This window comes from Corynebacterium sp. UD i78 (genome assembly GCF_056280545.1).
This window is the reverse complement of record NZ_JBWCED010000001.1, coordinates 2,490,825-2,516,010: the sequence shown is the minus strand read 5'-3', so window position 1 is coordinate 2,516,010 and position 25,186 is coordinate 2,490,825. Positions and strand designations below refer to the sequence as shown.

The 25,186-nt window shown below is 67.3% G+C and carries 24 protein-coding genes; 13 read left to right on the top strand and 11 right to left on the bottom strand.

Annotation, left to right across the window (positions count from 1 at the left end; all coding sequences use genetic code 11):
• Position 1 precedes the first annotated feature (1 nt).
• Positions 2 to 1,396, top strand: coding sequence for a M1 family metallopeptidase (locus tag ACZ9GM_RS11765; protein ID WP_476037926.1), 1,395 nt, complete (start codon positions 2 to 4; stop codon positions 1,394 to 1,396).
• 7 nt (positions 1,397 to 1,403) lie between these two features.
• Here ACZ9GM_RS11765 and ACZ9GM_RS11760 read toward each other — a convergent pair whose 3' ends face one another.
• Positions 1,404 to 2,630: an NAD(P)/FAD-dependent oxidoreductase gene (locus ACZ9GM_RS11760; protein WP_476037925.1), complete on the bottom strand. Its 1,227-nt coding sequence runs from the start codon at positions 2,628 to 2,630 to the stop codon at positions 1,404 to 1,406.
• A gap of 151 nt (positions 2,631 to 2,781) precedes the next feature.
• Between ACZ9GM_RS11760 and ACZ9GM_RS11755 the strand changes: the two genes are divergently transcribed.
• From ACZ9GM_RS11755 to ACZ9GM_RS11740, 4 genes are all read left to right on the top strand, one after another.
• On the top strand, positions 2,782 to 3,624 hold the full coding sequence (locus tag ACZ9GM_RS11755; protein WP_476037924.1) for a class I SAM-dependent methyltransferase: 843 nt from the start codon (positions 2,782 to 2,784) through the stop codon (positions 3,622 to 3,624).
• 66 nt (positions 3,625 to 3,690) lie between these two features.
• Positions 3,691 to 4,137 carry a DoxX family protein gene (locus tag ACZ9GM_RS11750; protein ID WP_476037923.1) on the top strand — a complete coding sequence of 149 codons (447 nt, stop codon included), beginning with the start codon at positions 3,691 to 3,693 and terminating at the stop codon, positions 4,135 to 4,137.
• 253 nt (positions 4,138 to 4,390) lie between these two features.
• Entirely contained in the window at positions 4,391 to 5,932 is a 1,542-nt protein-coding gene (gene exaC, locus ACZ9GM_RS11745; protein WP_476037922.1) for an acetaldehyde dehydrogenase ExaC, read from the top strand.
• Between the two features lie 95 nt (positions 5,933 to 6,027).
• Positions 6,028 to 6,846 (top strand): DJ-1/PfpI family protein, encoded by an 819-nt coding sequence (locus ACZ9GM_RS11740; protein ID WP_476037921.1) that lies wholly within the window; start codon positions 6,028 to 6,030, stop codon positions 6,844 to 6,846.
• 158 nt (positions 6,847 to 7,004) lie between these two features.
• On the opposite strand, the gene ACZ9GM_RS11735 is transcribed toward ACZ9GM_RS11740, so the two are convergent.
• Positions 7,005 to 8,072, bottom strand: a complete 1,068-nt coding sequence (locus ACZ9GM_RS11735) for an aldo/keto reductase (RefSeq protein ID WP_291475567.1) — start codon at positions 8,070 to 8,072, stop codon at positions 7,005 to 7,007.
• Between the two features lie 100 nt (positions 8,073 to 8,172).
• On the opposite strand from ACZ9GM_RS11735, the gene ACZ9GM_RS11730 reads away from it, so the two are divergent.
• The 3 genes from ACZ9GM_RS11730 (at position 8,173) to ACZ9GM_RS11720 (ending at position 11,455) form a co-directional block, all read left to right on the top strand.
• Positions 8,173 to 9,546 (top strand): hemolysin family protein, encoded by a 1,374-nt coding sequence (locus tag ACZ9GM_RS11730; protein ID WP_476037920.1) that lies wholly within the window; start codon positions 8,173 to 8,175, stop codon positions 9,544 to 9,546.
• Positions 9,546 to 10,547, top strand: a complete 1,002-nt coding sequence (locus ACZ9GM_RS11725; protein ID WP_476037919.1) for a CNNM domain-containing protein — start codon at positions 9,546 to 9,548, stop codon at positions 10,545 to 10,547. Before ACZ9GM_RS11730 ends, ACZ9GM_RS11725 begins: the two co-directional genes overlap by 1 nt.
• A 137-nt stretch (positions 10,548 to 10,684) precedes the next feature.
• Complete coding sequence (locus tag ACZ9GM_RS11720; protein ID WP_476037918.1) at positions 10,685 to 11,455, top strand: pirin family protein; 771 nt, start codon at positions 10,685 to 10,687, stop codon at positions 11,453 to 11,455.
• Positions 11,456 to 11,468: 13 nt separating this feature from the next.
• Here the strand turns inward: ACZ9GM_RS11720 and ACZ9GM_RS11715 are convergent, their stop codons facing one another.
• The 3 genes from ACZ9GM_RS11715 to ACZ9GM_RS11705 form a co-directional block, all read right to left on the bottom strand.
• Positions 11,469 to 12,131, bottom strand: coding sequence for a hydrolase (locus ACZ9GM_RS11715; RefSeq protein WP_476037917.1), 663 nt, complete (start codon positions 12,129 to 12,131; stop codon positions 11,469 to 11,471).
• A 10-nt stretch (positions 12,132 to 12,141) separates the two neighbouring features.
• Positions 12,142 to 13,428 (bottom strand): glutaminase, encoded by a 1,287-nt coding sequence (locus ACZ9GM_RS11710; RefSeq protein ID WP_476037916.1) that lies wholly within the window; start codon positions 13,426 to 13,428, stop codon positions 12,142 to 12,144.
• A gap of 568 nt (positions 13,429 to 13,996) precedes the next feature.
• Entirely contained in the window at positions 13,997 to 14,815 is an 819-nt protein-coding gene (locus ACZ9GM_RS11705; protein ID WP_301519223.1) for a PaaI family thioesterase, read from the bottom strand.
• A 148-nt stretch (positions 14,816 to 14,963) separates the two neighbouring features.
• Between ACZ9GM_RS11705 and ACZ9GM_RS11700 the strand changes: the two genes are divergently transcribed.
• The 3 genes from ACZ9GM_RS11700 to ACZ9GM_RS11690 are packed head-to-tail and all read left to right on the top strand — an operon-like array spanning position 14,964 to position 17,900.
• Positions 14,964 to 15,467: a Dps family protein gene (locus tag ACZ9GM_RS11700; RefSeq protein ID WP_476037915.1), complete on the top strand. Its 504-nt coding sequence runs from the start codon at positions 14,964 to 14,966 to the stop codon at positions 15,465 to 15,467.
• 59 nt (positions 15,468 to 15,526) lie between these two features.
• Positions 15,527 to 16,891: a glycosyltransferase 87 family protein gene (locus ACZ9GM_RS11695; RefSeq protein ID WP_301530563.1), complete on the top strand. Its 1,365-nt coding sequence runs from the start codon at positions 15,527 to 15,529 to the stop codon at positions 16,889 to 16,891.
• On the top strand, positions 16,884 to 17,900 hold the full coding sequence (locus tag ACZ9GM_RS11690) for a GmrSD restriction endonuclease domain-containing protein (RefSeq protein ID WP_291475550.1): 1,017 nt from the start codon (positions 16,884 to 16,886) through the stop codon (positions 17,898 to 17,900). Before ACZ9GM_RS11695 ends, ACZ9GM_RS11690 begins: the two co-directional genes overlap by 8 nt.
• A 48-nt stretch (positions 17,901 to 17,948) precedes the next feature.
• Here the strand turns inward: ACZ9GM_RS11690 and ACZ9GM_RS11685 are convergent, their stop codons facing one another.
• The gene (locus ACZ9GM_RS11685; protein WP_291475549.1) at positions 17,949 to 18,752 is read right to left on the bottom strand and encodes a CPBP family intramembrane glutamic endopeptidase; all 804 of its coding nucleotides are present in this window, start codon (positions 18,750 to 18,752) and stop codon (positions 17,949 to 17,951) included.
• 249 nt (positions 18,753 to 19,001) lie between these two features.
• Between ACZ9GM_RS11685 and ACZ9GM_RS11680 the strand changes: the two genes are divergently transcribed.
• On the top strand, positions 19,002 to 20,456 hold the full coding sequence (locus tag ACZ9GM_RS11680) for a dicarboxylate/amino acid:cation symporter (RefSeq protein ID WP_476037914.1): 1,455 nt from the start codon (positions 19,002 to 19,004) through the stop codon (positions 20,454 to 20,456).
• Between the two features lie 47 nt (positions 20,457 to 20,503).
• Here the strand turns inward: ACZ9GM_RS11680 and ACZ9GM_RS11675 are convergent, their stop codons facing one another.
• Positions 20,504 to 22,069, bottom strand: a complete 1,566-nt coding sequence (locus ACZ9GM_RS11675) for a carboxylesterase/lipase family protein (protein WP_476037913.1) — start codon at positions 22,067 to 22,069, stop codon at positions 20,504 to 20,506.
• Between the two features lie 143 nt (positions 22,070 to 22,212).
• On the opposite strand from ACZ9GM_RS11675, the gene ACZ9GM_RS11670 reads away from it, so the two are divergent.
• Positions 22,213 to 23,025: an MTB12 C-terminal domain-containing protein gene (locus ACZ9GM_RS11670; protein ID WP_291475543.1), complete on the top strand. Its 813-nt coding sequence runs from the start codon at positions 22,213 to 22,215 to the stop codon at positions 23,023 to 23,025.
• 72 nt (positions 23,026 to 23,097) lie between these two features.
• Here ACZ9GM_RS11670 and ACZ9GM_RS11665 read toward each other — a convergent pair whose 3' ends face one another.
• The 4 genes from ACZ9GM_RS11665 to ACZ9GM_RS11650 all read right to left on the bottom strand — a co-directional run bounded on the left by ACZ9GM_RS11665 (position 23,098) and on the right by ACZ9GM_RS11650 (position 25,186).
• The gene (locus ACZ9GM_RS11665) at positions 23,098 to 24,312 is read right to left on the bottom strand and encodes an FAD-dependent oxidoreductase (RefSeq protein WP_476037912.1); all 1,215 of its coding nucleotides are present in this window, start codon (positions 24,310 to 24,312) and stop codon (positions 23,098 to 23,100) included.
• Between the two features lie 12 nt (positions 24,313 to 24,324).
• Positions 24,325 to 24,516, bottom strand: a complete 192-nt coding sequence (locus ACZ9GM_RS11660; protein WP_291475540.1) for a rubredoxin — start codon at positions 24,514 to 24,516, stop codon at positions 24,325 to 24,327.
• A 59-nt stretch (positions 24,517 to 24,575) separates the two neighbouring features.
• Positions 24,576 to 24,743: a rubredoxin gene (locus ACZ9GM_RS11655; protein ID WP_291475539.1), complete on the bottom strand. Its 168-nt coding sequence runs from the start codon at positions 24,741 to 24,743 to the stop codon at positions 24,576 to 24,578.
• A 74-nt stretch (positions 24,744 to 24,817) separates the two neighbouring features.
• Complete coding sequence (locus ACZ9GM_RS11650; protein WP_291475538.1) at positions 24,818 to 25,186, bottom strand: hypothetical protein; 369 nt, start codon at positions 25,184 to 25,186, stop codon at positions 24,818 to 24,820.

Here is a 25,186-nt window from a genome sequence, read left to right as displayed (position 1 = left end):
GATGCCCCACATCTCTGCTCCACACCCCTACCTCCCGCATTCCGGTGACCAGCGGTTCTCCGTCGCTCATACGACGCTCGCCATCGACTACACCCCGCGCACCAACCGCCTCGAGGGACGTGCCGAGTTCGACGTGCGGGTGCTCGAGGAGACCCGGGACCTGCGCTTCGACCTCGTCGGGTTGCGCGTAGGCAAAGTGCGTGTCGACGGGAAGGTGCACAAGCAGCTCAAGCACGGGAAGGACGCGCTGCATGTGCGCTTCGGTCCGTCTCTGCAGCCGGGAACCTCGCTGACCGTCGTCATCGACTACGCCGGCAAGCCGGCGCCGCGCCGGTCGCACTGGGGCGAGGTCGGCTGGGAGGAACTCACCGACGGTGCGCTCGTCGCCTCGCAGCCGTGCGGTGCGCCCACGTGGTTCCCCTGCAACGACCGGGTCGACGACCGAGGCACCTACGACATCGAGTTCACCTGTGACCCGGAGTTCTTCGTCGCGGTGACCGGTGTGCCGGGTCGCGTGACCTCCGCGGGACGCAAGAAGGCCTGGCACTTCGAGAGCCATGTCCCGACCGCGACGTACCTGCTCGCCGCGCACGTGGGGGAGTACACGGAGTACGCGTTCCGCCTCACGACCGTGGGCGATGTCGTCGTCGGCGCGGTGCGTGCCGGGGCACGGTCGCTCACCGGACACGCCCCGCAAGGCGCCGGATCCGCCAGGCTCATCGCCCCGCCTGCCCACTCCGGCCTCGTGCGCGAGGCCTTCTCCCCGGTACCCGACATGGTGGCGGTCTTCGAGGACTGGTTCGGCGACTACCCGCAGGAGGATCTGACTGTCGTCGTCGTTGACGAGGACCTGGAGATTCCGCTGGAGGCACAGGGCATGACGACCTTCGGCCTGAACCACTGCGAGGAGTCCGAGCAGCGACTCATCGCGCACGAGCTCGCCCACCAGTGGTTCGGCAACAGTGTCGGCCTCGCCCGCTGGGAGGACATCTGGCTCAACGAGGGCTTCGCCTGCTTCTCCGAGTGGATCTGGTCGCAGGAGTCGGACGGGCCGTCGATCGCGGAGTGCGCCGGCTTCCACCATGCGCGGCTGGCGGAACTGCCGCAGGATCTACAGCTTCTGGACCCCGGCGCCGCCGACCTGTTCGACGACCGTGTCTACAAGCGGGGTGCGCTGCTTCTCGAGACACTCCGACGCACCCTCGGTGACCTGTCGTTCCGGGCCCTGCTGCGCACCTGGGCGGAGACCAGGAAGCACAGCCTGGCGACAACCGACGAGTTCACGGCACTGGCCGACTCGGTGAGCACCGAACCGCTCGACGGCATCTGGCAGGCGTGGTTGCACAGCACCGCGCTGCCGGAGCTGCCGGAGCTGCCGGAGCTGCCTGCGGAATAGGTTCCACCTACCCGACGGGGATGGCGCCGCGCAGGTCCTCGCCGGTGAGCGTCCCGGCGGCGGAGGCGGTCATGACCTCGCGGGCCTTCGGCACGCTGTCCCAGGTGTTCCACAGCAGGACGCCCCGGGCGATCCCGCCGTCCAGGTAGTAGATGACGGCGGCGGTGTGGTCGTCGTTCCAGTCCTCGAGGGTGTCGAGGTCCGTGCTCAGCGTGCCGACCGCCTCATAGCCGTCGTCGAAGATGTCGGAGAAGAACAGCGGCGTGTAGTCGTAGGTGGCCGTGTCGCCGGCCATGTTCTTTCCGGCGATCTCACCGGACTGCTCGGCATTGTCCACGTGCTCGACATGACGACGCCCGAGCAGTGGATCGGTGAATCCGATGATGTCGCCGGCGGCGAAGATATCGGGGTCGCTCGTGCGCAGGGAGGCATCGACGGCGACGGCACCGTCCTCGACGGCGAGCCCGGCGTCCTGGGCGAGGCCGGTCTCCAACACCGCGCCGAAGCCGATGACCACCAGATCGGCGTACGCGGCGTCCCCGTGTTCCGGGACGAGTTTCAGCGTCCCGCCGGAGGCGTCGAGGTGGTCGAGGAGGAACCCGTGGTGCACGGTGACACCTTTGTCGGCGTAAACCTCCTCGAGATGGTCGGTGACCGAGGCCGGGAACATGTGCCCGAGCAACCGGTCGTCCGGGGTGTAGACGTCCACGGTGGCGCCGATGGCGTTGAGTGCGACGGCGATCTCGGAACCGATGTAACCGCCGCCGACGACGGCGACCCGGGTCCCCTCCGAGACTTTGCTCCGCAGGTCACGGTAGTCGCTGACGCTGCGGATGCAGGTGACCCGGCTGTCGTCGCCACCCTTGGCGTCCTCCAGTGTGCGGGCGGACGCACCGGTCGCCAGCAGCAGCGTCCCGTAGGTGACGGTGTTCCCACCGTCGGTGGTGACGGTGTGGGCGGACGGGTCGACTGCGGTGACCGTCACACCGGTGACCAGCTGGGCGCCGGTGTCCCCGGCGGTGCCCAGGTCGATGTCTTCGAGGCGGGTCGACTCGTCGAGCCAGAGGGTCTTGGTGAGGTCCGGTCGGGACACGGGGCCCTCGGGATCCCTGGTGAGGATGAGGACGGCGGCGTCCGGTGTGCGCCCGTGGATGGCACGGGCGGCCTTGTCAGCGGCCACGCCGCCGCCGACGATGATGTGATCGTAGGTTGCCTGCAGCTCACTGTGTGTCATGGTTCCGAGGCTACGCGTGACCCGGACGTGGAATCAGCCCCTGTGGACAGGGCCGGTGGACAGGGCCGGTGGACAGGGCCGGTGGACTGGGTCGGCACGGTGACACCGCGTGCGGTGCTCACCTCGTCGAAGCCACCGGTACGCTGGCGGCATGACTGACTCATCCGCCACCGGCGGCACATCCGGTAATGCCTCGGAGACCTCGGGTGCCGCGAACGTGCCCAGCAACTGGTTCACCGGCGGCGCCGAGTACGCCATCTACCGCCCGGAATATCCGACGCAGGTCTCCGCTTTCCTGGCGGGGCTCGCTCCCTCCACCGGTACCGCGGTGGACGTAGGCTGCGGTACAGGGCAGCTGTCCACCCAGCTCGCGGACAATTTCGACAAGGTACTGGCCTTCGACCCCAGTGAGTCGCAGATCGGGGCGGCCACGGCGAAGCCCAATGTGACCTACGAAGTCGGACGCGCCGAGAACCTCCCGGTGGCCGACGGCACGGTGGACCTGGTCACCGCCGCGCAGTCGGCGCACTGGTTCAACCTGCCGGAGTTCTACGCCGAGGCCCGCCGTATCGCCGCGCCGGGAGCGGTGATCGCCCTGGTCAGCTACGGCGTGCTGCGCATTGCGGACGCTGACCTGCAGGAGCGATTCGGCCGCTTCTACTACGACGAGATCGGCCCGTTCTGGGATCCGGAACGACGCTACGTCGACGAGGGCTACCGCACCATCGGGTTCCCCTTCGAGGAGCTGGACACCCCGGAGCTCAGCATCGACCGGGACCTCGACCCGGAAGGCTTCCTCGGGTACATCGGCACGTGGTCGGCGGTGCGCAAGGCCGAGGAGGCTGGCCGGGCGGATCTGTTCCAGAACTTCAGTACCGACATCGTGCGGATCTGGGGGGACAACGGTCGGCCGCGGCAGGTGTCGTGGCCGGTGACGGTGCGCGTCGGAAAGCTGTGCGTGGAAGTTCCCCGGTGTGACCCTTCCGACACATAGTTGACACGTCAACAGTTTGGGGCCTAGTGTGGTGCGCGATCATTACTTACTTTATGAAAGGACGCCATGCCTTCCGCTGCCGGTGGCAACACCCTCTCCCGTACCACCTCTGACATCGTCATCCTCATCGCCCGCGTCGCGCTGGGCGTGACCCTCCTGGCCCACGGTTGGCAGAAGTTCTTCACCAGCACCATCGACGGAACCGCGACCTTCTTTGAGTCGATGGACATCCCGGCGGCCACCGCGTCCGCGATCTTCGCGGCGACCGTCGAGCTCGTCGGCGGCATCCTCCTCGTCGTCGGCCTGTTCACTCCGGTGGTTGCGGTGCTCGTCGTCATCGACATGATCGGCGCCTGGTGGTTCGTCCACTCCGACGCCGGCACGATCTTCGTCGACGGTGGCGGCTATGAGCTGGTTCTCGTCATTGCCGCAGGTGTCGCCCTGGTCGGCGCGGTGGCCGGTGGCCGGTACAGCCTGGACCACCTCATCCGCGGTCGGCGGAAAACTGCCTAGGTATCGCCCGCGCAATCCCTGATTCACCCCCGGTTGCCACCCCCGTCGCGGGATGGTCTTCCGGGGGTGTTCTTTTGCCAACTTGACAGTTAAGGGGTGGCGTCCTGCGGTGATAGGTGAGCCTGTGTGATATCGCTGAGTATATGAACTTATAGTGGTCGCCATCACATCCCGGTCCCGATAGGTTGGTTCACGCAATCCATCACCATTCGATCCGGGAGAAGCCCGGTCCACTACGGAGGTAGCCAGTCTCATGACCATCACCGCACAGGGCAGTAACGTCTACGCAGCACCCGGCACCGAGGGATCCCTGATCTCGTTCAAGCCCCGCTACGGAAACTTCATCGGCGGCCAGTGGGTCGAGCCCGCTGACGGCCAGTACATGGAGAACATCAGCCCCGTCGACGGCAAGGTCTTCTGCGAGGTTCCCCGCTCGAAGGCCGCTGACGTGGAGAAGGCCCTGGACGCCGCCCACGCCGCCGCCCCCGCCTGGGGAAGGACCAGCGTCCAGGAGCGCTCCCGCATCCTGCTGAAGATCGCCGACGTCCTCGAGGAGAACCTCGAGATGCTCGCCGTCGCCGAGACCTGGGACAACGGCAAGCCGGTCCGTGAGACCCTCGCCGCTGACCTGCCCCTGGCCGTGGACCATTTCCGGTACTATGCCGGGGCGCTCCGTGCCCAGGAGGGGCACCTCTCGCAGATCGACGAGAACACCGTCGCCTACCACTTCCACGAGCCGCTGGGGGTCGTCGCCCAGATCATCCCCTGGAACTTCCCGATCCTCATGGCGGCGTGGAAGATCTGCCCGGCCCTGGCCGCCGGTAACGCCATCGTCCTCAAGCCGGCCGAACAGACCCCGGCATCCATCCTCGTGGTCGCCGAGCTCATCGCCGACCTGCTGCCGGACGGCGTCCTCAACATCGTCAACGGCCTCGGCGAGGAGGCGGGCGCGGCGCTCACCGCCTCCGACCGCATCGCCAAGATCGCCTTCACCGGTTCCACCGAGGTCGGAAAGATCATCAACAAGGCCGTCGCCGAGAAGCTCATCCCGGTCACCCTGGAGCTCGGTGGAAAGTCGCCGAACATCTTCTTCGGTGACGTCATGGACGCCGACGACTCCTTCCGTCAGAAGACCCTCGAAGGCTTCTCGATGTTCGCCCTCAACCAGGGTGAGGTCTGCACCTGCCCGTCCCGTGCGCTGGTCCAGGAGAGCATCGCCGACGAGTTCCTCGAGCTCGCCGTCGATCGCGTCCGCCAGGTCAAGGTCGGTAACCCGCTGGACCCGGACACCATGATCGGTGCCCAGGCGTCGCTGGAGCAGATGGACAAGATCTCCAGTTACCTCAGGTCCGGCCCCGAGGAAGGTGCCGAGGTGCTCATCGGCGGTAGCGTCCGCACCGTCGAGGGCCTGGAGAACGGCTTCTACGTCGAGCCGACCGTCCTCAAGGGCAGCAACAACATGCGCTGCTTCCAGGAGGAGATCTTCGGCCCGGTCCTCGCCGTCACCACCTTCAAGGACTTCGACGACGCCATCGCGATCGCCAACGACACCGACTACGGCCTCGGTGCCGGCGTCTGGGCCCGTGACGGTCGCACCGCATACCAGGCGGGACGCGCCATCCAGTCCGGTCGAGTGTGGGTGAACAACTACCACTCGTACCCGGCCCACGCGGCGTTCGGCGGGTACAAGAAGTCCGGTATCGGTCGCGAGACCCACCTGATGATGCTGGACCACTACCAGCAGACGAAGAACCTGCTCTGGTCGTACGACGAGAACCCCAACGGTCTTTTCTGATCCGCTGTCCCGGCCCCCGATCCGGGTGTGTCCGGGGCGACGTCCCGGGAGTCTGGTGATGGGAATCACCAGACCCCGGCGTACCATCAGGTGGCATGAGCGATCTCAGTAAGTGGACCATCGCGATCCTGGCCACCACCGGCTTCGAGGACACGGAAGTCAGCCGGGCGAAGCACGCCGTGGAACAGGCTGGCGGCCGCGTCCTTATTGTCGCGCCTCAGGACAGCATCATCACCGGTAAACGCGGTACCGCGTTCGCCCCGGACATGATCACCGCCGACGCGGACGCCGCGTCTTTCGGCGGGCTCATCCTGCCTGGTGGTGTGAGCAACGCCGATCAGCTGCGCCTCGACGAGCATGCCGTCGAGCTGGTCCGTGGCATAGCGACGGCGGGCAAGCCGATCGCCGCTATCTGCCACGGCGCCTGGATTCTCACGGATGCGGCCGTGGTGACGGGGCGCACCCTCACTTCGTCACCGACTTTGCGCACCGACCTGGTCAATGCCGGTGCGACCTGGGTCGACGAGGAGGTGTGCGTCGATGACGGCTCCGACGTGGGGGAGGACGCGCGCGACCTCGGGTCTGCTGATCACCTCGCGGACCAAGGCCGATGTCGACGCCTTCAATGCCGCGATCGTGGGGAACTTCGGCCGGTAGGCCTGAGGCCTACCGGCCTGTACCTGCCGCCCGGGTCGTCACCGATGTCGGACGGGCGGGTCCGGGATGATGCCGGGCAACGGGTTCGCGATGAGGCGCTGCTGGACAGCCCAGGTCACGCCGGCCGCGCCGGCACCGGCAGCCAGCGCGGAGACAAGGAACGCGGTGTAGTCGGGGTCAGTGAAGAGGGAGCCGAGAGGCCCCTCCGTGAAGATCGGGTCGGAGCTGCCGATGATTCCCGGCAGATCAACACCTGACGTGCTGCCCGGTGCGCTGCTCGGCTCGGCGCCCGACGAGGTCGCGTCCCCGGCGACGGCGGGAGCCACTGTGCCGACGGCGATGCCGATGGCGACGGTCAGGGTCAGAAGGGTTCTACGCATGGTCGTATAGTGCCGCATCCGGTCGAATACCGCACCTACCTCGTCGACTCCGTCGCTTTCGCCCACTGGTTGATGCCACGGTCGACGGCGTATCGGTCGATCTCCGCCAGCTCAGCGTCCGTGAAGTCGAGGTTCTTCAGCGCATCCAGGGAATCGTCGAGCTGTTCCACAGAGGATGCCCCGATCAGGGCACTGGTGACTTCCGGGCGGCGTAGTACCCAGGCTATCGCCATCTGGGCCAACGTCTGCCCGCGGCCCGCGGCGATGTCGTTGAGTGCCCTGACGGCGAGCAGGGTGTCGTCGGCGAGGAACCCGGAGTTCATCTTGTGCGTCCCCAGCCGGGATCTCTCCGGCACGCCGTCGAGGTATCGGTCGGTGAGCAGCCCCTGCGCCAGCGCGGAGAAGGCGATCACACCCATGCCCTGGTCAGCGCAGGTCTCCAGCAGTTCGTCCTCGATCCAGCGGTTGAACATGGAGTAACTCGGCTGGTGGATGAGCAGCGGCGTCCCCAGGTCCTTCGCGATCACCTGGGCGTGCCGGGTGAGCTCGGGGGAGTAGGAACTGATGCCGACGTAGAGGGCCCGGCCGGACCGCACGATGTGGTCCAGGGCGGCGACGGTTTCCTCGACCGGGGTCTCCGGGTCCGGCCGGTGGTGGTAGAAGATGTCGACGTAGTCCAGGCCCATCCGCTTCAGCGAGGCGTCGCAGCTGGCCACGAGGTACTTCCGCGAACCGCCGAAACCGTAGGGTCCGTCCTGCATGTACCAGCCGGCCTTGGAGGAGATCAGCAGTTCATCGCGGTAAGGCCGGAAGTCGGACGCCATGATCCGCCCGAAGTTCTCCTCCGCGGCCCCCGGGACGGGTCCGTAGTTGTTGGCCAGGTCGAAGTGGGTGACACCGCGGTCGAAGGCGCGGCGCAGGATCTCCCGCTGATTCTGCAGTGGCCGGTCGGAACCGAAGTTGTGCCACAGGCCCAGCGTGATCGCCGGCAGCTTCAGACCGGAGACACCGCTGCGCCGGTAGGGCACAGCGGGGTGTTCGTCGGTGCCCGTGTAGCGGGTGTCGGCGGCGCGGTAGATGTCGGGGTACGCAGGTTCGCTCATGGCATCCGAGGTTACGCGGAGAGATCGTGTAAACTTCGTTCACCGCTACCGTCGCCTACACAAGGAGTTGATCGTCCACCATGGACGATGGTGAACCCAGGTGAGTACCGCCACCGCAGTCGCGGCACTCACCGCCGGCGTCCTCGCCGTTCTCATTCTCATCGCACTGAATGCCTGGTTTGTCGCCCAGGAATTCGCCTACATGTCCGTCGACCGGTCGCGCCTCGCCGCCCGGGCGGACGCCGGGGACCGCAGGGCCGCACGTGCCCTGACCGTCACCCGGCGCACCAGCTTCATGCTCTCCGGCGCGCAGCTGGGAATCACCGTCACCGGCCTGCTCGTCGGTGAACTCGCCGAACCGTTGATCGGCGGCGTGGTCGCCGAACTCACCGGGGTCTCCGCGGCGACGATCGCGCTGCTGGTCCTCCTGGTCGCCACAGTCGTGCAGATGATCGCCGCCGAGCTCTACCCGAAGAACCTGGCCATCGCGGCCCCCGAACCTCTCGCGCTGGGCCTGGCCCGGTCGACCTCCTTGTACCTGAAGATCTTCGGCCCGCTCATCGCCTTCTTCGACTGGTCGTCCAATTTCCTGCTGAGGATGGTCGGCGTCACCCCGGTGGAAGACGTCGACTCGACAGCCTCCCCACGGGAGCTGGAACGCATCGTGGCGGACGCCCGCACCTCCGGCGACCTCCCCGCCGACGTCTCCGGCGTCGTCGAGCGCATCCTGGACTTCCCGGAGCGCACGGTCGAGCATGCGATGGTGCCGAGGTCGAAGACCGGTGAGTTGTCGGCCACGGACTCCGTCGCCCGGGCCCGCGCACGTATGGCGGTCGAGCACACCCGCTACCCGGTGGTCTCCGGTACCGGGGACGCCGAGGTCCTCCACGGAGTGCTGCACCTGGAGGATGTCCTGGCCGAAGGGCTGGATCCGGCGACCCCGGTCGTGGACCTGGTCCGGGATGCGGTGGTCCTGCCGGAGGCGATGAGCCTGCCGGACGCCCTCGTCGCGCTGGTGGAAAGTGATGACCGGCTGGCGTGCGTCGTCGACGAGTACGGCGGTGTATCCGGCGTCCTCACCGCCGAGGATCTCGCCGAGGAGATCGTCGGTGAACTCACCGACGAACATGACGAGAAGGTCGCCGTCGCCTGGACGCCGGGTGAGGTGCCCGGCGTCCTGCCCGGTGACGAGCACCTTGACGAAGTCGCCCGCCTGCTGGGGATCCTGCTGCCGGAGTCGGACGCCGAGACACTCGCAGGCCTGGTCATCGAGCACACCGGTGACCTCCCGGAGGTCGGTGACGTGGTGCGTATCGCCCTGCCCGCCGACCCCCGCGACGTCCTGGACGAGGTTCCGGTCCGTGTGCTCGTCGCCGAGGTCCGGTCGGTGGAGCGCCATGTCCCCGCTGAGGTTGCCCTGTCCGTGGAGTCCGTGGAGTCCGTGGAGACCGTCGATCCCGGGGAGGAGCTGTGATGACCACCGTGACCGTCATCCTCGTCACCCTGGCACTGTTACTGGCAAGTGCCTTTTTCGTCATGATCGAATTCGCCCTGCTGGGGGCGAAGCGGCACCGGCTGGAGGAGCAGGCGTCCATCCGGCTCACCGCCCGCGCCGCCCTGCGCGGCATGGACGAACTCACCGTCATGCTCGCCGCCGCCCAGCTGGGCATCACCGCGGTGACCTTCGCCCTCGGTGCGGTGACCAAGCCGGCGGTCTCCTCGTGGATCAAGCCACTGGTCGAGGCGGTGGGACTGCCGTCGTCCGCGGCCTACCCCGTCTCCTTCATCCTCGCCCTGCTCGTCGTGACCTTCCTGCACCTGGTCATCGGCGAGATGGCGCCGAAGTCCTGGGCGATCGCCTTCCCGGAGCGTGCGGTGCGCCTGATCGCCGTGCCCGCCCGTGGGCTGGCGTGGTTGCTGCGACCGTTGCTGATCGCCATGAACCGGGCGGCGAACCGGCTGGTGCGCTGGTCAGGCGTGGAACCGGTGGACCGTGCCGCCGCCGGTGGGCACGATGCCGATTCACTGCGTCACCTCGTGGAGCACTCCGCGCAGACCGGTGCACTGGATGCCGCAGACCGTGACCGGGTGATCGGTGCACTGGATCTGACGCGTCGGACGCTGGGCGAGCTGCCCGGGGCGTCCGTCCCGGTCCTGCCGGCTGCGGCGACGGTCGGTGAGGTGCAGGACGCCGCCCGCGCCTCGGGTCAGATGCGCGTCCTCGTGGGCGCGGGCGCTTTCGTCCATGTCCGCGACACTCTCACGCTGGACCGGACGTCCCTGGTCAGTGAGGCGGGTATTGTCCGCCCGTTGCTGGTCCTTGACCCGGAGCTGCAGGTGCACGAGGTGCTCCGGCGGATGCGGGAGGAAGGCGAGCAGATCATCGGGGTGAGCGGCAGCCTGGAGAGCATGCCCACGCGTGTCGTGGTCCTGTCCGGGATCCTCGCGGTCGTTCTTCCCGGGCCGGCGGGGTAGGGTGTGTGCCCTGATGCGGTGGCCCCGTCCCGTGGGGGCAGGTAGCGTGTGCGTCACTGGCGCAGTACCTGGGATCCGCCATCTGCGCCCACTCCGTACCTACGCAGGGGATGGTTGTCCCCCAGAGGAGCACAGACATGACCGTGAAAGTCATCAGGTCCGCGGACAGAAGCACCTGGCCGGGCAGCGACATTGTCTCCAGGCAGTCGTTCCCCGCCACCGGGTCCACCAGGATGACCGATTACGCGTTCGGACTACTACTGATCCACAACGATGATCTCGTGGAACCCGGCGAAGGCTTCGACATGCATCAGCACGCCGACGTGGAAATCGTCAGCTGGATCGCACATGGACGGCTCAAGCATCGTGATTCCTCCGGTGAGGTGATGATTCTGGGAGCAGGTAGCGCGGAAGCGATTACCGCGGGCAGCGGTGTCCGGCATGCGGAGACCAATGCTGCCGGGTCGACGACCAGGGACTCGGTCCGCGTCGTCCAGATGTGGTTGCCCACCGACACGGCGGGTGTGGAGCCCGCACACTCGGTTGCGGACCTCAACGAGGCACTGGACGCAGGCGGTCTGGTCACGGTGGCTTCAGGGGACGGTGACCCTGGTGCCGCCATGGCGATCAGGACCTCCGGAGCTCGACTGCGTGCCTCCCGACTTCATCCGGGCGAGTCGGTGACCACGGCTGAGGCCCCTTACCTCCATGTTTTCGTCGTTGTCGGCGACGTCCGTGTCCGGGCATCTGAGGTGATCGACATGACGGAGGGGGATGCGGCCAGACTCACCGACGAAGGACCGGTCGTCATAGAGGCCAGCCCGGACGAGGAGGGGCGGGGACCGGCAGAGGTACTTGTCTGGGAGATGCATCGGAGCGTGAAGACCACTCCGACCTGGCGCAGCTGACGACGGGACCGGCTCAGCGCGTGAGATGACCTCCGCCGGATTCCCCGATGGCGCGTCTTCTGCTGAAGTGGTCGTTGAGGATGACGCGGTACAGGTCCGCGCCGTCCCGAGCCCAGTTACGCATCAGTTCGGATCCGACTGCCAGGGAGGTGACCGGCTGTGCGCCTGCCGCCTGCATGCGCTCTATCGCGCTCCGGTGACTCACCTCGGACACTCCTCCGACCGCATCGGTGACGGGGTAGATCTCGAAGCCCTCCCGGAGCATGTCGAGCGCGGGAAATGCCAGGCAGACTTCCGTCCACAGGCCTGCCATGATGATCTTCCTCCGTCCTGTCGCATGCACCGCCGTGCGGAAGTCGGCATCTTCCCATGAATTGACACCGGTCCGGTCGATCTCGGGAACGCCGGGCAACTCTGCAGTGAGTTCCGGAACCGTGGCCCCGTTGACGCCCATCCCCACCGCGACCGTAGTGAGAATCGTGGGCAGTTCGTAGGAGTGGGCGAGTTTGGCGAGGGTCACGGCTCCGAGGTTGATCTCCTCGCGGGTGGCAGATCCCACAGTCGCATACTGCGCCTCCTGGTAGTCGATGAAAACCACCGCGGAATTCTGTGGTGTCAGCAGATGGTCTGTGCAGGGGTCACGGACAGGTTCCGGTGCCAGCTTTGGTTCGCGCATGAAACCTATGTTACCGTGCGGGCTGCCGTCCGATGAGATCCGCCACCGACTCCACGACTGTCACCTGACCCCCGTCGCCCGGGTCAGGGTCGGGTATCACTGCCGTCGGATCGATCAGGTACACCGTCCGGTCCTCGAGGCTGAGGCGGCGCACCACCTCCAGCAGCATTCTCCTTGCGACATCATCCAGTGAATGCACATCCGTGAGGTCCAGGGCGATTCTCGGTTCATCGAAGGCCTCGGCGGTCATCTCCCGGACCAGTCTCTCGGCGCCGGCGAACCGCAGACTGCCCTGCAGCCCGATGACCCTGACAGCTGAATCCCCGTCACCGAACACCCTCATCCCGCCGAGCACGGATCTGGACGGGGCAGGGACCTCCATGAGATGAAGACCCATGTCAACGGAGAACCGTTCGAACAGTTGCACTCCACGGGCACTGTTGCCGTGTTTATCCAGACGGGGAGAGAACGTGGCTATGCCCAGCTGTCCCGGCAGGGCTCCGATTATTCCTCCGGCGACCCCGCTTTTCGCCGGGATGCCGACCTGTGTGAACCAGTCGCCGGCGGCATCGTACATGCCGCAGGTCGCCATGACGCTGAGGACCTGACGTACGACACCTGCGGACACGACGTTCTCACCGGTCAAAGGATTGGTTCCGTTGTTCGCCAGAGTAGCCGCCATCACCGCGAGATCCGTCACCGTCACCATGACGGAGCACTGTCGGATGTAGCCTTTGACGACCTCGGCGGGATCCTCTTCCAGAATGCCGTGACTTCGGAGCATGTATCCGATTCCCAGATTGCGATGGGCGCTGCCCAGTTCATCGGAGACCAGTTGCTCATCGACACGCAGAACGCGTCCGGCGAAGGCCGACAGGCCCGCGACCACCATCTCGTCGCGGTCGGCGGTGGTGAGTGCGGCGTCCCCGATCAGGGAGTGGACGGTGACGGCCCCGGCGTTGATCATCGGATTCAACGGTCGCCCGTCGGCATCCAGCGACATCTCGTTGAATGCCTCCCCGGACGGCTCTACCCCGACCTTCTCGAGCACATGACGGCTGCCGTGGGACGACAGGGCCAGGGCGTAGGCGAAGGGCTTGGAGATGGACTGGATCGAGAACTCAACTGACGTGTCTCCCGCCTCGTAGACCTGGCCGTCCACGGTGGCGAATGCCGCGGCGAGATACCCTGGTTCAGCTTCGGCGAGGGTAGGGATGTAATCGGCCCGCTCCCCGGAGTCACGGGTTCGTACGGTCCCGAGGATCTCCCAGAGATAGTCGGGTACCGGGGACTTCATGACGGGGCCCCTACGGACGAGATCACGGCATCGCAGATAGCGGTGGCAGTCTCCATGCGAAACTCCACGTGACACTCGTCAGGTGTGGAGGTGTGGCAGGAAAGCGCCTTCCGGAACGGCGGACGGGGCCTCGGGCCGGCCGTGACCATGTCGATTCTCGGCGCAGCAGCACACCGGTGACGTATCGGGGACGGTGCGCCGTCTCCACCTCGGCCGGTGAATCCGAGGTGTTTGCGCGACCACTCATCCAAGACGGTGTCGAATGCGTTATTTGTTGTGTCGGGGATACCTGTGTCGACCATGTGTCCCTGTCTACCAGGACCAGCCGTCATGGGGGCGGTGTCTGACCCGATCCGAACGATGCCCGGGTTTTCCGGCCCTTCGGGGACCTCCTGGCGGACCGGTGTAGGAGCCCCGCCGCCGGCAGGTGGTCGGGAGATCGCCCCGGCCGGTGTTGCCGCGGCCGGGCAGGAGGTCCGGGAGCCCTTCGGTGAGGTGCCGGGCGTGGCCGTAGCCCTCGGCCCGTCGTGCCAGGTCATCGGGGGAACTCCGGCCCGCGGCAGAGGTGCTATCCCAGCAGACGCCGGGGGATCGCCAGCTCCAGCAGTTCACCGGTGGTCAGCGCGTCGCGGGACAGGATCTCGCCGCACACGTAGCGGGCCTGCTCCTCGGGCTCGGGGATGCGTCGTGCCGCGGAGAGCACCGAGGTCAGCAGGCCGTGCTCGCCGCTGCCGGTCGGTCCCCAGGCTCGCCAGGCGGCCGCGGTGACCAGGTGCTCCAGTGTCATCCCCTTCGGTTCCCGGGGCGCCATGGACTCGTCGGTCTCGCGCGCCGCCCCGGGCGTCCTCGACGCTTCACGGCCCTTGCGGGGACGCACGTGCAGGTCCTGCTGGCCGACGCCGACGACCGTTCCGTCCCGGTTGGTGATGACGCAGGTGAAGGCGACGTTGTAGTAGCCGTCGTCCTCGATGCCGGCGAGGATCTCCTCGCAGAGCTCGTCGGTGACGCGCACCGTCATCCGGGCACCGTCGCGACCCGGGGCGAGGAACTGGAACTGGCCGGTGCGGGTCCAGGCCTCGTAGTCGCGGCCGAGACGTTTCATGACCAGCGTCCCGAAGAGGAAGTCGGTCATGGAGAACAGGGTTCCGCCGAAGGCTGCACCGTGCATGTTCTGTGTCAACGGCCCCGAATGCAGCACGACCTCGCCGTAGGACCAGTCGTCGGAGATGTTGTGGACGCGCACGCCGTCGCCCGCCAGTGGGGGCCAGATCGCCAGGCCACGCTCGAAAGCACGGGGGGACCCGAAGACCTTCTTCATGACGGTCTTCTCGATCTTCTTCAGCGGCTTGCGGAGCGGCTTCTTCAACTTCTTCGGCACAGTCAACATAGTTCTGTTCACGTTACCTTTTATGGACCTGTTCGGGGGTGGAACAACCACCGGCTCCCCGGTGATCTGGAATAGGCTGGGCCGTGATCCGTTGAGAACAGCGGACACGGCAGATCACCACATGTCATACGAAGGAGCGATAGACACCATGGGTAACTTCACTGTCCCGGGCCTGTCAGAGGGCGATGCCAAGCAGGTCATCGACATCCTGCAGGAGCGCCTCACCGCCTACAACGACCTCCACCTCATCCTCAAGCACGCGCACTGGAACGTTGTCGGCCCGAACTTCATCGGTGTCCACGAGATGCTCGACCCGGAGGTCGAGGCGATCCGTGCCAACGCGGACGCCGTCGCCGAGCGCATCGCCGCCCTCGGTGGCGAGCCGATCGGTACCCCGGACTCCCACTCGCCGGGCCGCGAGCCGCTCCAGTACCCGGTCAACAAGGGCAGCACGGTCCAGCACCTCACCGCTCTCAACGAGATCTACGACAAGGTCATCATCGACTCCCGTGAGGCGGATGCCGCCCTCGACCAGCTCGACCCGGTCAGTGAGGACATGTTCATCGGCCAGATCGGTGCCATGGAGCAGTTCCAGTGGTTCATCCGCGCCCACCTGGAGAACGCCTCCGGCGACCTGCCCGACGGTCAGTAGATCCTCGGGGCTCGGCGGGTGCCCGGAACGGGAGTCAGGGCAGGTAAACTCTCCCGGCAATGACTGCCCCGACCGTATCCCCGACCACAACCGCAGATACCCCGCGCACAGCGTCCCGACCGCTGGTGCGGGGGCTTTTCGCTGTCGTCACCCTCGTCGGCCTGGTCTGCCTCGTCTGGCAGCTGGACGGCGTCTTCTCCCATGTCCGGGAGAACTACCTGCTCGACGTCGGTGTCTTCGTGGACGCCGGTCAGGCGATCCTCGACGGTAACGCCCTCTACGGTGACGATTTCCCCTCCCGCTCGGGCTTCGCCTTCATCTACCCGCCACTGGCCGCGGTGCTTTTCGTGCCGTTGACCTGGATGGGCGAGGAGACGATGGAGATGGTGTGGACGCTGGCCTCACTGGCCGCGGCCTGGGCCGTGCTGACCATGGCGGTCCACCGGATCACGGTGCTGGCCGGTGTGTCCACTCTCTGGCGTCGTCTCGCCCCGCTCACCGGGCTCGCTGCCCTGGGCTTCGCCCTGCTGATCGAGCCGCTGCAGGTGCATCTGATGTACGGGCAGATCAACGTCTTCCTTGTCCTGCTCGTTGCCGCTGACCTGCTGGGTTACACACCGAAGTGGCTGCGCGGTGCGGGCGTGGGCATCGCCGCCGGCATCAAGATCACCCCGGCGGCCTACGCCCTTGTCTTCCTCGTGACGAGGAAGTGGGGTGACCTCGCCCGCTCTTTCGTCGCTTTCCTCGTGACCGCGGGCCTCGGCTGGATCTTCCGAGCCTCGGACTCGACGTTCTTCTGGACCGAGGAGTTCTTCAACGGCGAGCGCGGTGGTGGACCCGGCTACGCGGCGAACCAGGCGCTCACCGGCATTCTGACCCGCGCGGGCATGGACGGCGACACCGCCCAGACCCTGATGATCCCCGGTCTGCTGGTCATCGCCGTGATCTCCGGCTGGGCGGTGTGGCGGCTGTCGGCGGCCGGACGCCCCGTGAGCGTCCTGCTGACCCTGGTACTCGCGGTGAGCATCTCGGCGCCGATCGCGGTGACACACCACTGGACCGGCATCATCGTCGCGATCGTGCTCCTCGCGGCCCAGCTCTCTGCCCTGGTCACCGGACGCCGGGACGGGTGGGACTGGCCGACGCTGACCGGGACCCTGCTGCTCGTGGTCGCGAACCTGTCCTTCGGGCGGCTCAGTGACGAGGACTACCAGACGAGCGCGAACCACCACTACCAGGTGTTCCCGGAGAACGGCCCGTGGTCGTTCAGCGACATCGGGATTGTAGACTTCCTCTACGGAAATATTCAGGGCATCTCAGGCATCATCTGCCTGGCGTTGCTGTGCCTCGCCGCGTGGCGGGCCCGGCCTGCGGAAGATGCTGGACCCGCTGAAGTCAAGGAACCCCACACCACTGATGCGTAACACCCTCCGGACGGTCGCCGGTCTCTCGGCGTCCGTTCTCGCTGCGTCCGCCCTCGTCAGCTGTTCGACGGATGAGGACGCCACCGTCGTCACCGTCACCTCCACCTCTGAGGTGGTGACGTCCCCGGCCGGGACCCCGTCGGCGGAGCCTACCGAGGATGCGGAAGATCCAGGGGATGAGGGGGGCGCCGCGTCCTCCGCCGATGACGCCGTCGCCACGGCACTGGCCACCCTGGCCACCCTCGAGGTCAAGGGTCGCGCCCCGAAAACCGGCTATGACCGGGCACTGTTCGGTCAGGCGTGGGCGGACGTGGACCGCAACGGCTGCGACACCCGCAATGACATCCTCGCCCGCGACCTCACCGACATCACCTACAAGGACGGGACCTGCCGGGTGCTCACCGGCACCCTGGATGACCCGTACACCGGCCGGACCATCAACTTCGTCCGTGGTCAGGACACCTCCACGGCCGTGCAGATCGACCACCTCGTCGCCCTGTCGGACGCCTGGCAGAAGGGTGCACAGCAGCTCTCCCCGGAGCGCCGCGAGCAGCTGGCGAATGACCCGGCGAACCTGCTCGCTGTCGACGGTCCGGCGAATATGCAGAAGAGCGACGGGGACGCCGCCACCTGGCTGCCGGCCAACAAGTCCTTCCGCTGCACCTATGTGTCGATGCAGATCGACGTGAAGGCCGCCTATGCGCTGTGGGTCACGCAGGCGGAGAAGGACGCCATGGTGCGTATCCTCTCGGGCTGTGGCGCCGACGGGATCGCCGCGGGTGGTTCCCCGGTGGCCGGGGACAATGCCGGTGCCCCGGCCGAGGTTCCGGTGGAGGAACCTGCCGCGCCGGCTGCTCCCGCCGCGGAGGATGTGCCGGCCGACCCGGCCGGTGTCTACTACGCGAACTGCTCCGCAGCCCGTGCTGCGGGAGTGACCCCGCTGTACCGCGGCGAGCCCGGCTACCGCTCGGGCATGGACGGCGACAACGACGGCGTCGCCTGCGAGTAACTGCTCAGGGCTTCCCCGGCGTCCGGGCATCCTACCTGGATGCAGCGGTCACAGGAAGGTCCACGCGGCGGCAGCGGCGAGCGCGCCGACGGCGTTGAGGGCCCAGTGCAGGCCGATGGGGGCGAGCACGCTGCCGGTGTGGTGACGCAGCCAGGTCAGCCCCGCACCCGCGCCGGCGGTGGCGACGACGGCCAGGCCGACGCCGATCCACTGGGCGGCGGTACCCGAGCCGAGGAACGCGGTCAGACCCACGTTCGTGGCGGTGAGGCTCAGCGAGCTGGCGACGTGCCACAGGCCGAAGAGGATCGAGCCGCCGATGAAAACGGCCTTGGTGCCGCCGAGGCGACGGAGCCGGCCGTGGAGCAGGCCACGGAAGGCCAGCTCCTCCGGCAGCACGGTCTGCAGCGGGATGATCACCAGCGCGGCGATCAGCGCGGTGCGCAGCGAGGCATAGGACTCATTGAAGAAGAAACCCCTGGTCATCGGGATCGCCAGTGCCACGGCGATGACAGCGGCGACGAGGACGACCGCGCCGATGCCGTACTTCAGGCCCTTGCCGACATAGGCCCGGCCGAGACCGAGATCGGTCCAGGTCATGCCACGTGCTTTGGCGATGACGAGCAGGCAGGCCACGCCGACCGGGACGATCGCCGCGACCGTCGACAGTGAGGTCAGGTGCGCGGTGACGTTGATGGTGGCCAGACCCATGATGACGGCGACGACGCTGATGAGGTCGCCGCGTCGGACGCGGAAGCGTCCTCCCAGGGAGATGGTGTCGGACATGGTGGTGGGGGCGGCGTCGGTGGAGTCAGCACCGGTGGCCGCTGTGGTGTGTGCAGTCGTGGTGGTCATTGCCTTATGAGGCTACGGGCCCGGCGACCTGCATACCTAATGAATACGGGCAGAATCACCGTCTTCGTCCTGAACTGACAGGTCGCTGCCAGCATATTGCTTCACGAACCCACTGACCTGGGATGATGTGCATCATCGTCCGGTTCCGACGTGACCTCAGGAACACCGGCCGGGCAGTATTGTCTCTCCGCAGGTAGAGGCGTAGAGTGACGGGCCGATATAGACAGATCTGTTCACTAGGAGAATCCCATGTCCCACCAGGACACCACCGACGCCCCGGCAGCGGCGTCCACCAGCACCGCCGCGCCGCGTCGGCACCTGCCCGCCTGGCTGACCGGCTTCGGCGCGCAGGTCATCGCCGGCCTCGTCGTCGGTCTGGTCCTCGGCTTCATCGCCCGCGCACAGGCGTCCGACATCCCCGACGCCGACGCCCCCTGGCTCGCCCAGTTCCTCGACAAGACCGGCTCGATCTACGTCTCCCTGCTGAAGACCATGGTCCCGCCGCTGATCATCACCGCAGTCATCACCTCGGTGGCGAACCTGCGCAAGGTCGCCAACGCCGCCCGCCTGGCGATCAGCACCCTGATCTGGTTTGTCATCACGGCGTTCTTCTCCGTGATCGTCGGCATCCTCGTCGGCGTCATCATGAAGCCGGGTTCCGGCACGGACATCGACGCGTCCTCCGCCGCCGAGCCGTCCAACACCGGCTCCTGGATGGGCTTCATCGACTCGGTCGTGCCCACCAACTTCCTCGGCCTCGGCGCTTCGGCGAGCTCCGACGGCGATATCTCGGTGAGCTTCAACGTTCTCCAGCTGCTCATCATCTCCCTGGCCCTCGGCATCGCCGCGGTGAAGGCCGGTAAGTCCGCCGAGCCTTTCCTCAACATCACCGAGTCCCTGCTCACCGTGGTGCAGAAGGTCCTGTGGTGGATCATCCGCCTCGCCCCGATCGGCACCGGTGCCCTCATCGGCCACGCCGTCGCCGACTACGGGTGGGACGCCCTGGGCTCCCTCGGTAAGTTCGTCCTGGCGATCTACGTCGGTCTCGCGATCGTCCTGCTGGTCATCTACCCGGCCGTGCTGATGTTCAACGGCCTGTCCGTCACCGGGTTCTACCGCCGCGTCTGGCCGGTGACCTCGCTGGGCTTCGTCACGCGGTCCTCGATGGGCGTCATGCCGGTCACCCAGCGCGTCACCGAGCAGTCCATGGGCGTGCCGAGCGCCTACGCGTCCTTCGCCGTGCCGCTGGGCGCGACGACGAAGATGGACGGCTGCGCCTCGATCTACCCGGCGATCGCCGCCCTGTTCGTGGCCCAGTTCTACGGCCTCGACCTCGGCTTCACCGACTACCTGCTGATCATCTTCGTCTCGGTGATCGGCTCCGCGGCGACGGCAGGCACCACCGGCGCGACCGTGATGCTCACCCTGACGCTGTCGACCCTGGGCCTGCCGCTGGCCGGTGTGGGTCTGCTGCTGGCCATTGAGCCGATCATCGACATGGGCCGCACCGCGGTCAACGTCACCGGTCAGTCCCTGGTCGCGGTGGTCGTCGCCAAGCGCTCCGGCATCTGGGAGGAGGACGTGTGGGACGCCGCCGGCGAACACGGCTTCGACCTGGAGGTCGGCGATGAATCGTCCGATGAGACCTCCGACGCCGATGCCTCTGACGCGGACGCCGCCACCGCGGACGTCACCTCACGCTGACCAGACGTGTCCCCCACGTCTCGGCGTGACCGTGATGCCGGGACGAACTACACCGGCATCCCGGTCAGTGACACCGGGGCCCAGGCTTCGCGCAGCTCAGGGGAGGGGTCCGCGACCGTCTTCTCGTCGCCGTCGAAGAGCTGCGTGGCGTAGTCGCCCGGGTAGGGCTCCCACCCAGGGTCGCCGTCGTGGATGAACCGCTTCCACCGCGGTTGCATCACGGCCGTCGTCGCGGCCATCCGGTCGCGCCCGCCGAGCAGAAGAGCCCCGGGCCCGCGTCCGGAATCGTAGCGGCCGAAGAGAACCGGCAGGTCCAGGGCGTGCGTCGCGCCGATGCCCGAGACATTGAGCGACGGGGTGGACATGTCCAGCCGATACATCCACGACCGGCCCGACGGGTGTTGCGCGGCCATCCGCATCGAGGGGGCGGTGAACAGGGCGTCGCCGATGAAACGTCCGGCGTCCGCCCGTCGCTTCCCGCTGCCGTACAACCCCGAGAGGACGCCGGGACCGTGCGCCGGGTCGACATCCTCGGCGAACTTCTGCGCCTCCGCGGTGAAGACGCGCGCCCGCGGATACGCCCACCGCATCAGCACGTACTCGTCGAGGTTCGTGCCGATGAGCATCGGGATGTCGGACTGCGCGCCCGGCACCAACGGGTGTGCCGGCAGCAGGTCGTCGATGACCGGCGCGAACCCGCCGGCGATGCCGGACTGACCCCAGGAGGCTTCGTTGACCCGCTCGGTGAGCCACGCCAGCCCGTCGGCGGATGCCGTGAGCAGGTCCTGGCCGGTGCCTTCGGGACGCGGATGCTTCTCGCCGTCCGGTCCGCGCAGGATCTCCAGTGCCTTGTCCGAGATGCGGGCGGCGTCCGCCGGGGTGTGTACCATCCCCGCGGCCGGGGACTGGGCGATGAACCCGTGGACCAGGTCCTTGACTGCCGGGACCGCGGACAGCGCGGTGACCATCGCACCACCGCTGGATTCGCCCATGACGGTGATCCGGTGGGGGTCGCCGCCGAACTGTCCGGCATTTTCGTGGACCCATTCGATCGCGGTGATGATGTCGGAGAGCCCGGTGTTCGAGTCGAAGCGGTGCTCGTCGAGATCATCGGCCATGCCCAGTGCGAGCTGGCCGAAGATGCCGACCCGGTAGTTCACGGCGACGTAGACGGCGTCCGTCGCGGCGGCGAAGTACTCGCCGGAGAGCAGTGGTTCGGCTGCGGAGCCGTGGATGTTCGACCCGCCGTGCAGGTACACCACCACCGGGCGCTGTGCGCCGCGGTCGATCACCGGCCCGCGGGAGTCCGGCCGCGGCACCACCACATTGAGCCAGAGGCAGTTCTCGCTGCCGACCCAGCCGATGCTCTTGTTGCGCCACTGCGCGCAGTAGTCGCCGGGACGGGTCGCGATGAGGACGCCGCGCCACGGGTCGCGCGGGGTCGCCCGACGGAACCGCAGGTCACCGGTGGGTTGTTCGGCGTAGGGGACGCCGCGGAAAGCGACGGCACCGTTGACCTGGTGCCCGCGGACGGCGCCGGTGGAGGTTTCGACGGTCCAGGAATCGCGGCCGGAGACGCTGGTGGAGATGTGGTTCGGGGGCACGTCACGCATTATTCAAGAATAACGCTGCCGATGTGATCAGCAACACGGGCCGAAAATCGGTCACCCTGTGTTGTGATTCGGCAAGGCTATACTACAATTCTCTCCGAAAGAGGAGACTGCGGCGCACGTGCCCGCACATCAAGGAGAACTGAATGGCCGAGAACACCGGGTACGACGGCGCCGACAACGCCGACTACGACGACGCCAACGATGAGCAGCAGGAGAAGTCCGGCAGGTCGGTGGCATGGCCCACCGTCGCACTGTCCGTCGGGCTGTCGGCACTGGCCTCGGCTGTGGTCATCGGCGTGGGGGCGGCCGTGATGATCGCCAACACGAATGATCCGCAGGTCACCCTGGTCCAGGGCGACGGCACCACGAACGCCGGTGTGACCTCCAAGAAGGACGACAACACCACCACCGCGCAACGTGCCACCACCAGCGCGAAGCCGACCTCCACCAGCGCCGCCGGTGCCGGAAGCTCGGGCTCCGGCAGCTCCGGCAGCGAGCCCGTCCGCATCAACGGTGGCGGCAGCGCCCCGATCGACGACGCCTCCGCCGGCGAGAGCGGGGGTGACAGCGACAGTGGTGCCTCCGCCCGGTCCGGCGGCGCCGACATCCCGGCCCAGCCCTCCAACAGCGAGCTGAAGAACCAGATGGAGACCATCCTCGCGCAGGGTGCCTCGGATGACACGATCGCCGCCAACCTGGAGAACCCGGCCGGCGTGCAGACGATCAGGGACGCCGGTGCCGCGATGCGCGCAGTGCCGATCTTCCGCTACGAGATGGTCGACCCGGTGGTCGTCGAGGGTGACCAGATGACCGCCACCATCCAGATGTCGATGGTGGGTGTGGGAAGCAAGCCACCGACCGACCTCTACTACGTGGCGAAGGACGGCAAGTGGGTCCTCACCGACGAGTCGGTCTGCCTCATTGCCTCGCAGGCCCGCGTGTCCTGCACGGTCTAGCAGCGTCGACATGGCAGGAGTGAACCCCCGGTCCGTCATGGACCGGGGGTTCTTGCCGTGATGTCTGGTGTTCTACCCGGCGAGGACGGTGCCCAGGGCACTCTTCGCCGAGCGGACCTCGGGGCTGCGTCCCACCGTGGTGACGCCGACGACCGTGGGGCCGGCACCTGTGTCGCTGACGGTGAAGACCACCAGCTCCTCGGGTGAATCGAGCACGACGTGCTCGGTGAGGCCGTCACCGGCACCGGTGGTGCCGAGGACGTTGAGCATGTGACCGTACTGCTTCGTCCAGCCCTTCTGCGGGGTGTCGAGGAAGGACGCGGCGTCCTGCCCGTTGTCCCCGCAAGTGAGCTGGGTGGCGACGATACCGGCCAGGGTGCGGGCGGAGCCGTCGTCCTCCGGTCGAATGATCCGCCCGTCAACGGTGTGGATCTCGGCGCAGTCGCCGGCGGCGAAGATGCCGGGCACGCCGGTCCGACCCTGCTCGTCGACGATGATGCCGCCGCCGACACCCTCGCCGACGGCCAGGCCGGCGTCCTCGGCGATCATGGTGTCGCGCACCGCGCCGACCGAGACGATGACCACCGACGGTGCCAGCTCTTCCACCGCGCCGGGCAGCACCTCGGGGGAGACACCGCAGGTCACGGTGACATTGTGCTCACCGTGCCGGTCCCGCAGCCAGCGGGACGCCGACGGCGGGAGGATGCGTCCGCAGACCTCGGGGGCGAGCTCCAGGACGTGGACCTGCGCCTCGCTGAGGGTGGACGCCGCGGAGGCGGCCTCGAGTCCGAGGACGCCACCACCGATGACCACCACAGTCTCGTCGGCGGTGAGCTCGAGCAGACGGGACCGCAGCGCAGTGGAGTGCTCGGGGGTGCGGACGTAGTGCACGTCGCGACCGTCGAGCCACTCGACCTCCAGTAGCCGGGGGCCGGCGCCGGTGGCGAAGACCAGCTGGTCGAAGTGGCGTGTGGTGTTCCCGGCGGTGAGGGTGCGGGCCTCGGCGTCTACCGCGGTGACGCGGGTGTTCAGGTGGAGGGTGACGCCGGGGGTCTCGAAGACTCCGCCGGGCAGTGCGACATCGGCGGGCGACTTCCCGTCGAGGAGGATTCCCTTGTTCACCTCAGGACGCCGGTACGGGGCATGCGCCTCAGTGGTGAAGACGTCGATGGTGAGGGCGTCTGTGGCGTCCCCGGGGCCTTCCGGCTGTGCCGACGCTGCCGTGGGCAGGGACTTGACGAGGGTGTGGGCGGCGACGCCTCCGCCGATGATCGCGATGTGGGTCATGAGTGCCTCCGGTCAGCCGATCTGGACCATGTCGAAGTCGACCTTGGCGGCACCGCAGTCCGGGCACTCCCAGTCGTCGGGGATGTCCTCCCAGCGGGTGCCGGGCGGGAAGCCTTCCTCGGGGTCACCCTTGGACTCGTCGTAGATGTAGCCGCACTGTGCGCATTCCCAGACCTTGTAGTCGGTGATGGTGGAGGTGCTCATGATGGATTCCTTTCTCGTGGAGTGCTGGGGCGTACCGGGGGGTACTGATGTCTGCCGGGTCAGCTGACCTGGTCGAAGTCGACCTTGTCGCGGACGCCGCAGTCGGGGCAGAACCAGTCCTCGGGGACCTCTGCGTCCCAGTCGAAGCCGGGTGCGAAGCCCTCGGAACTGTCGCCGACAGCGGTGTCGATGCGGTAGTCGCAGCCGGGACACTGGTAGACGGCCATGGTGATCTCTTCTCTTCAGTCGTAGGTGTGGATGCTGTTCCGTGACGCCGGTCCGGTCGGTCCGGTCGGTCCGGTCAGGACGTCGGCGCCGGGCCGGCCGCGCCGCCGGCACCGGCGGTCGGGTCGATCGGCTTGCGGTTCTTCGGACGCGGGATGACGTGCGTGGAAGGCTCGCCCGGTCCGCGGAACAGGCCGACGACGCCAGGGAGGAGGAAGAACAGCGAGATGAGCAGGAACCAGGGGTAGGCCTCCTCGAGGAAGGCGGTGCCCGTGGCGCCCAGGGTGCCGAGCACGATGACGATGACGCCGAGTATTGTCAGCGCGATGCACATCGCGTAGTGGAACGTCGGGTTGGTCTTCTTCTGCGGCGGGGCGGCGGTGACGGGGATGTTTCCGCCACCGGCGGCGCGGAGGGCCTCGAGGTCAGGAGTGGAGGTGGTCAT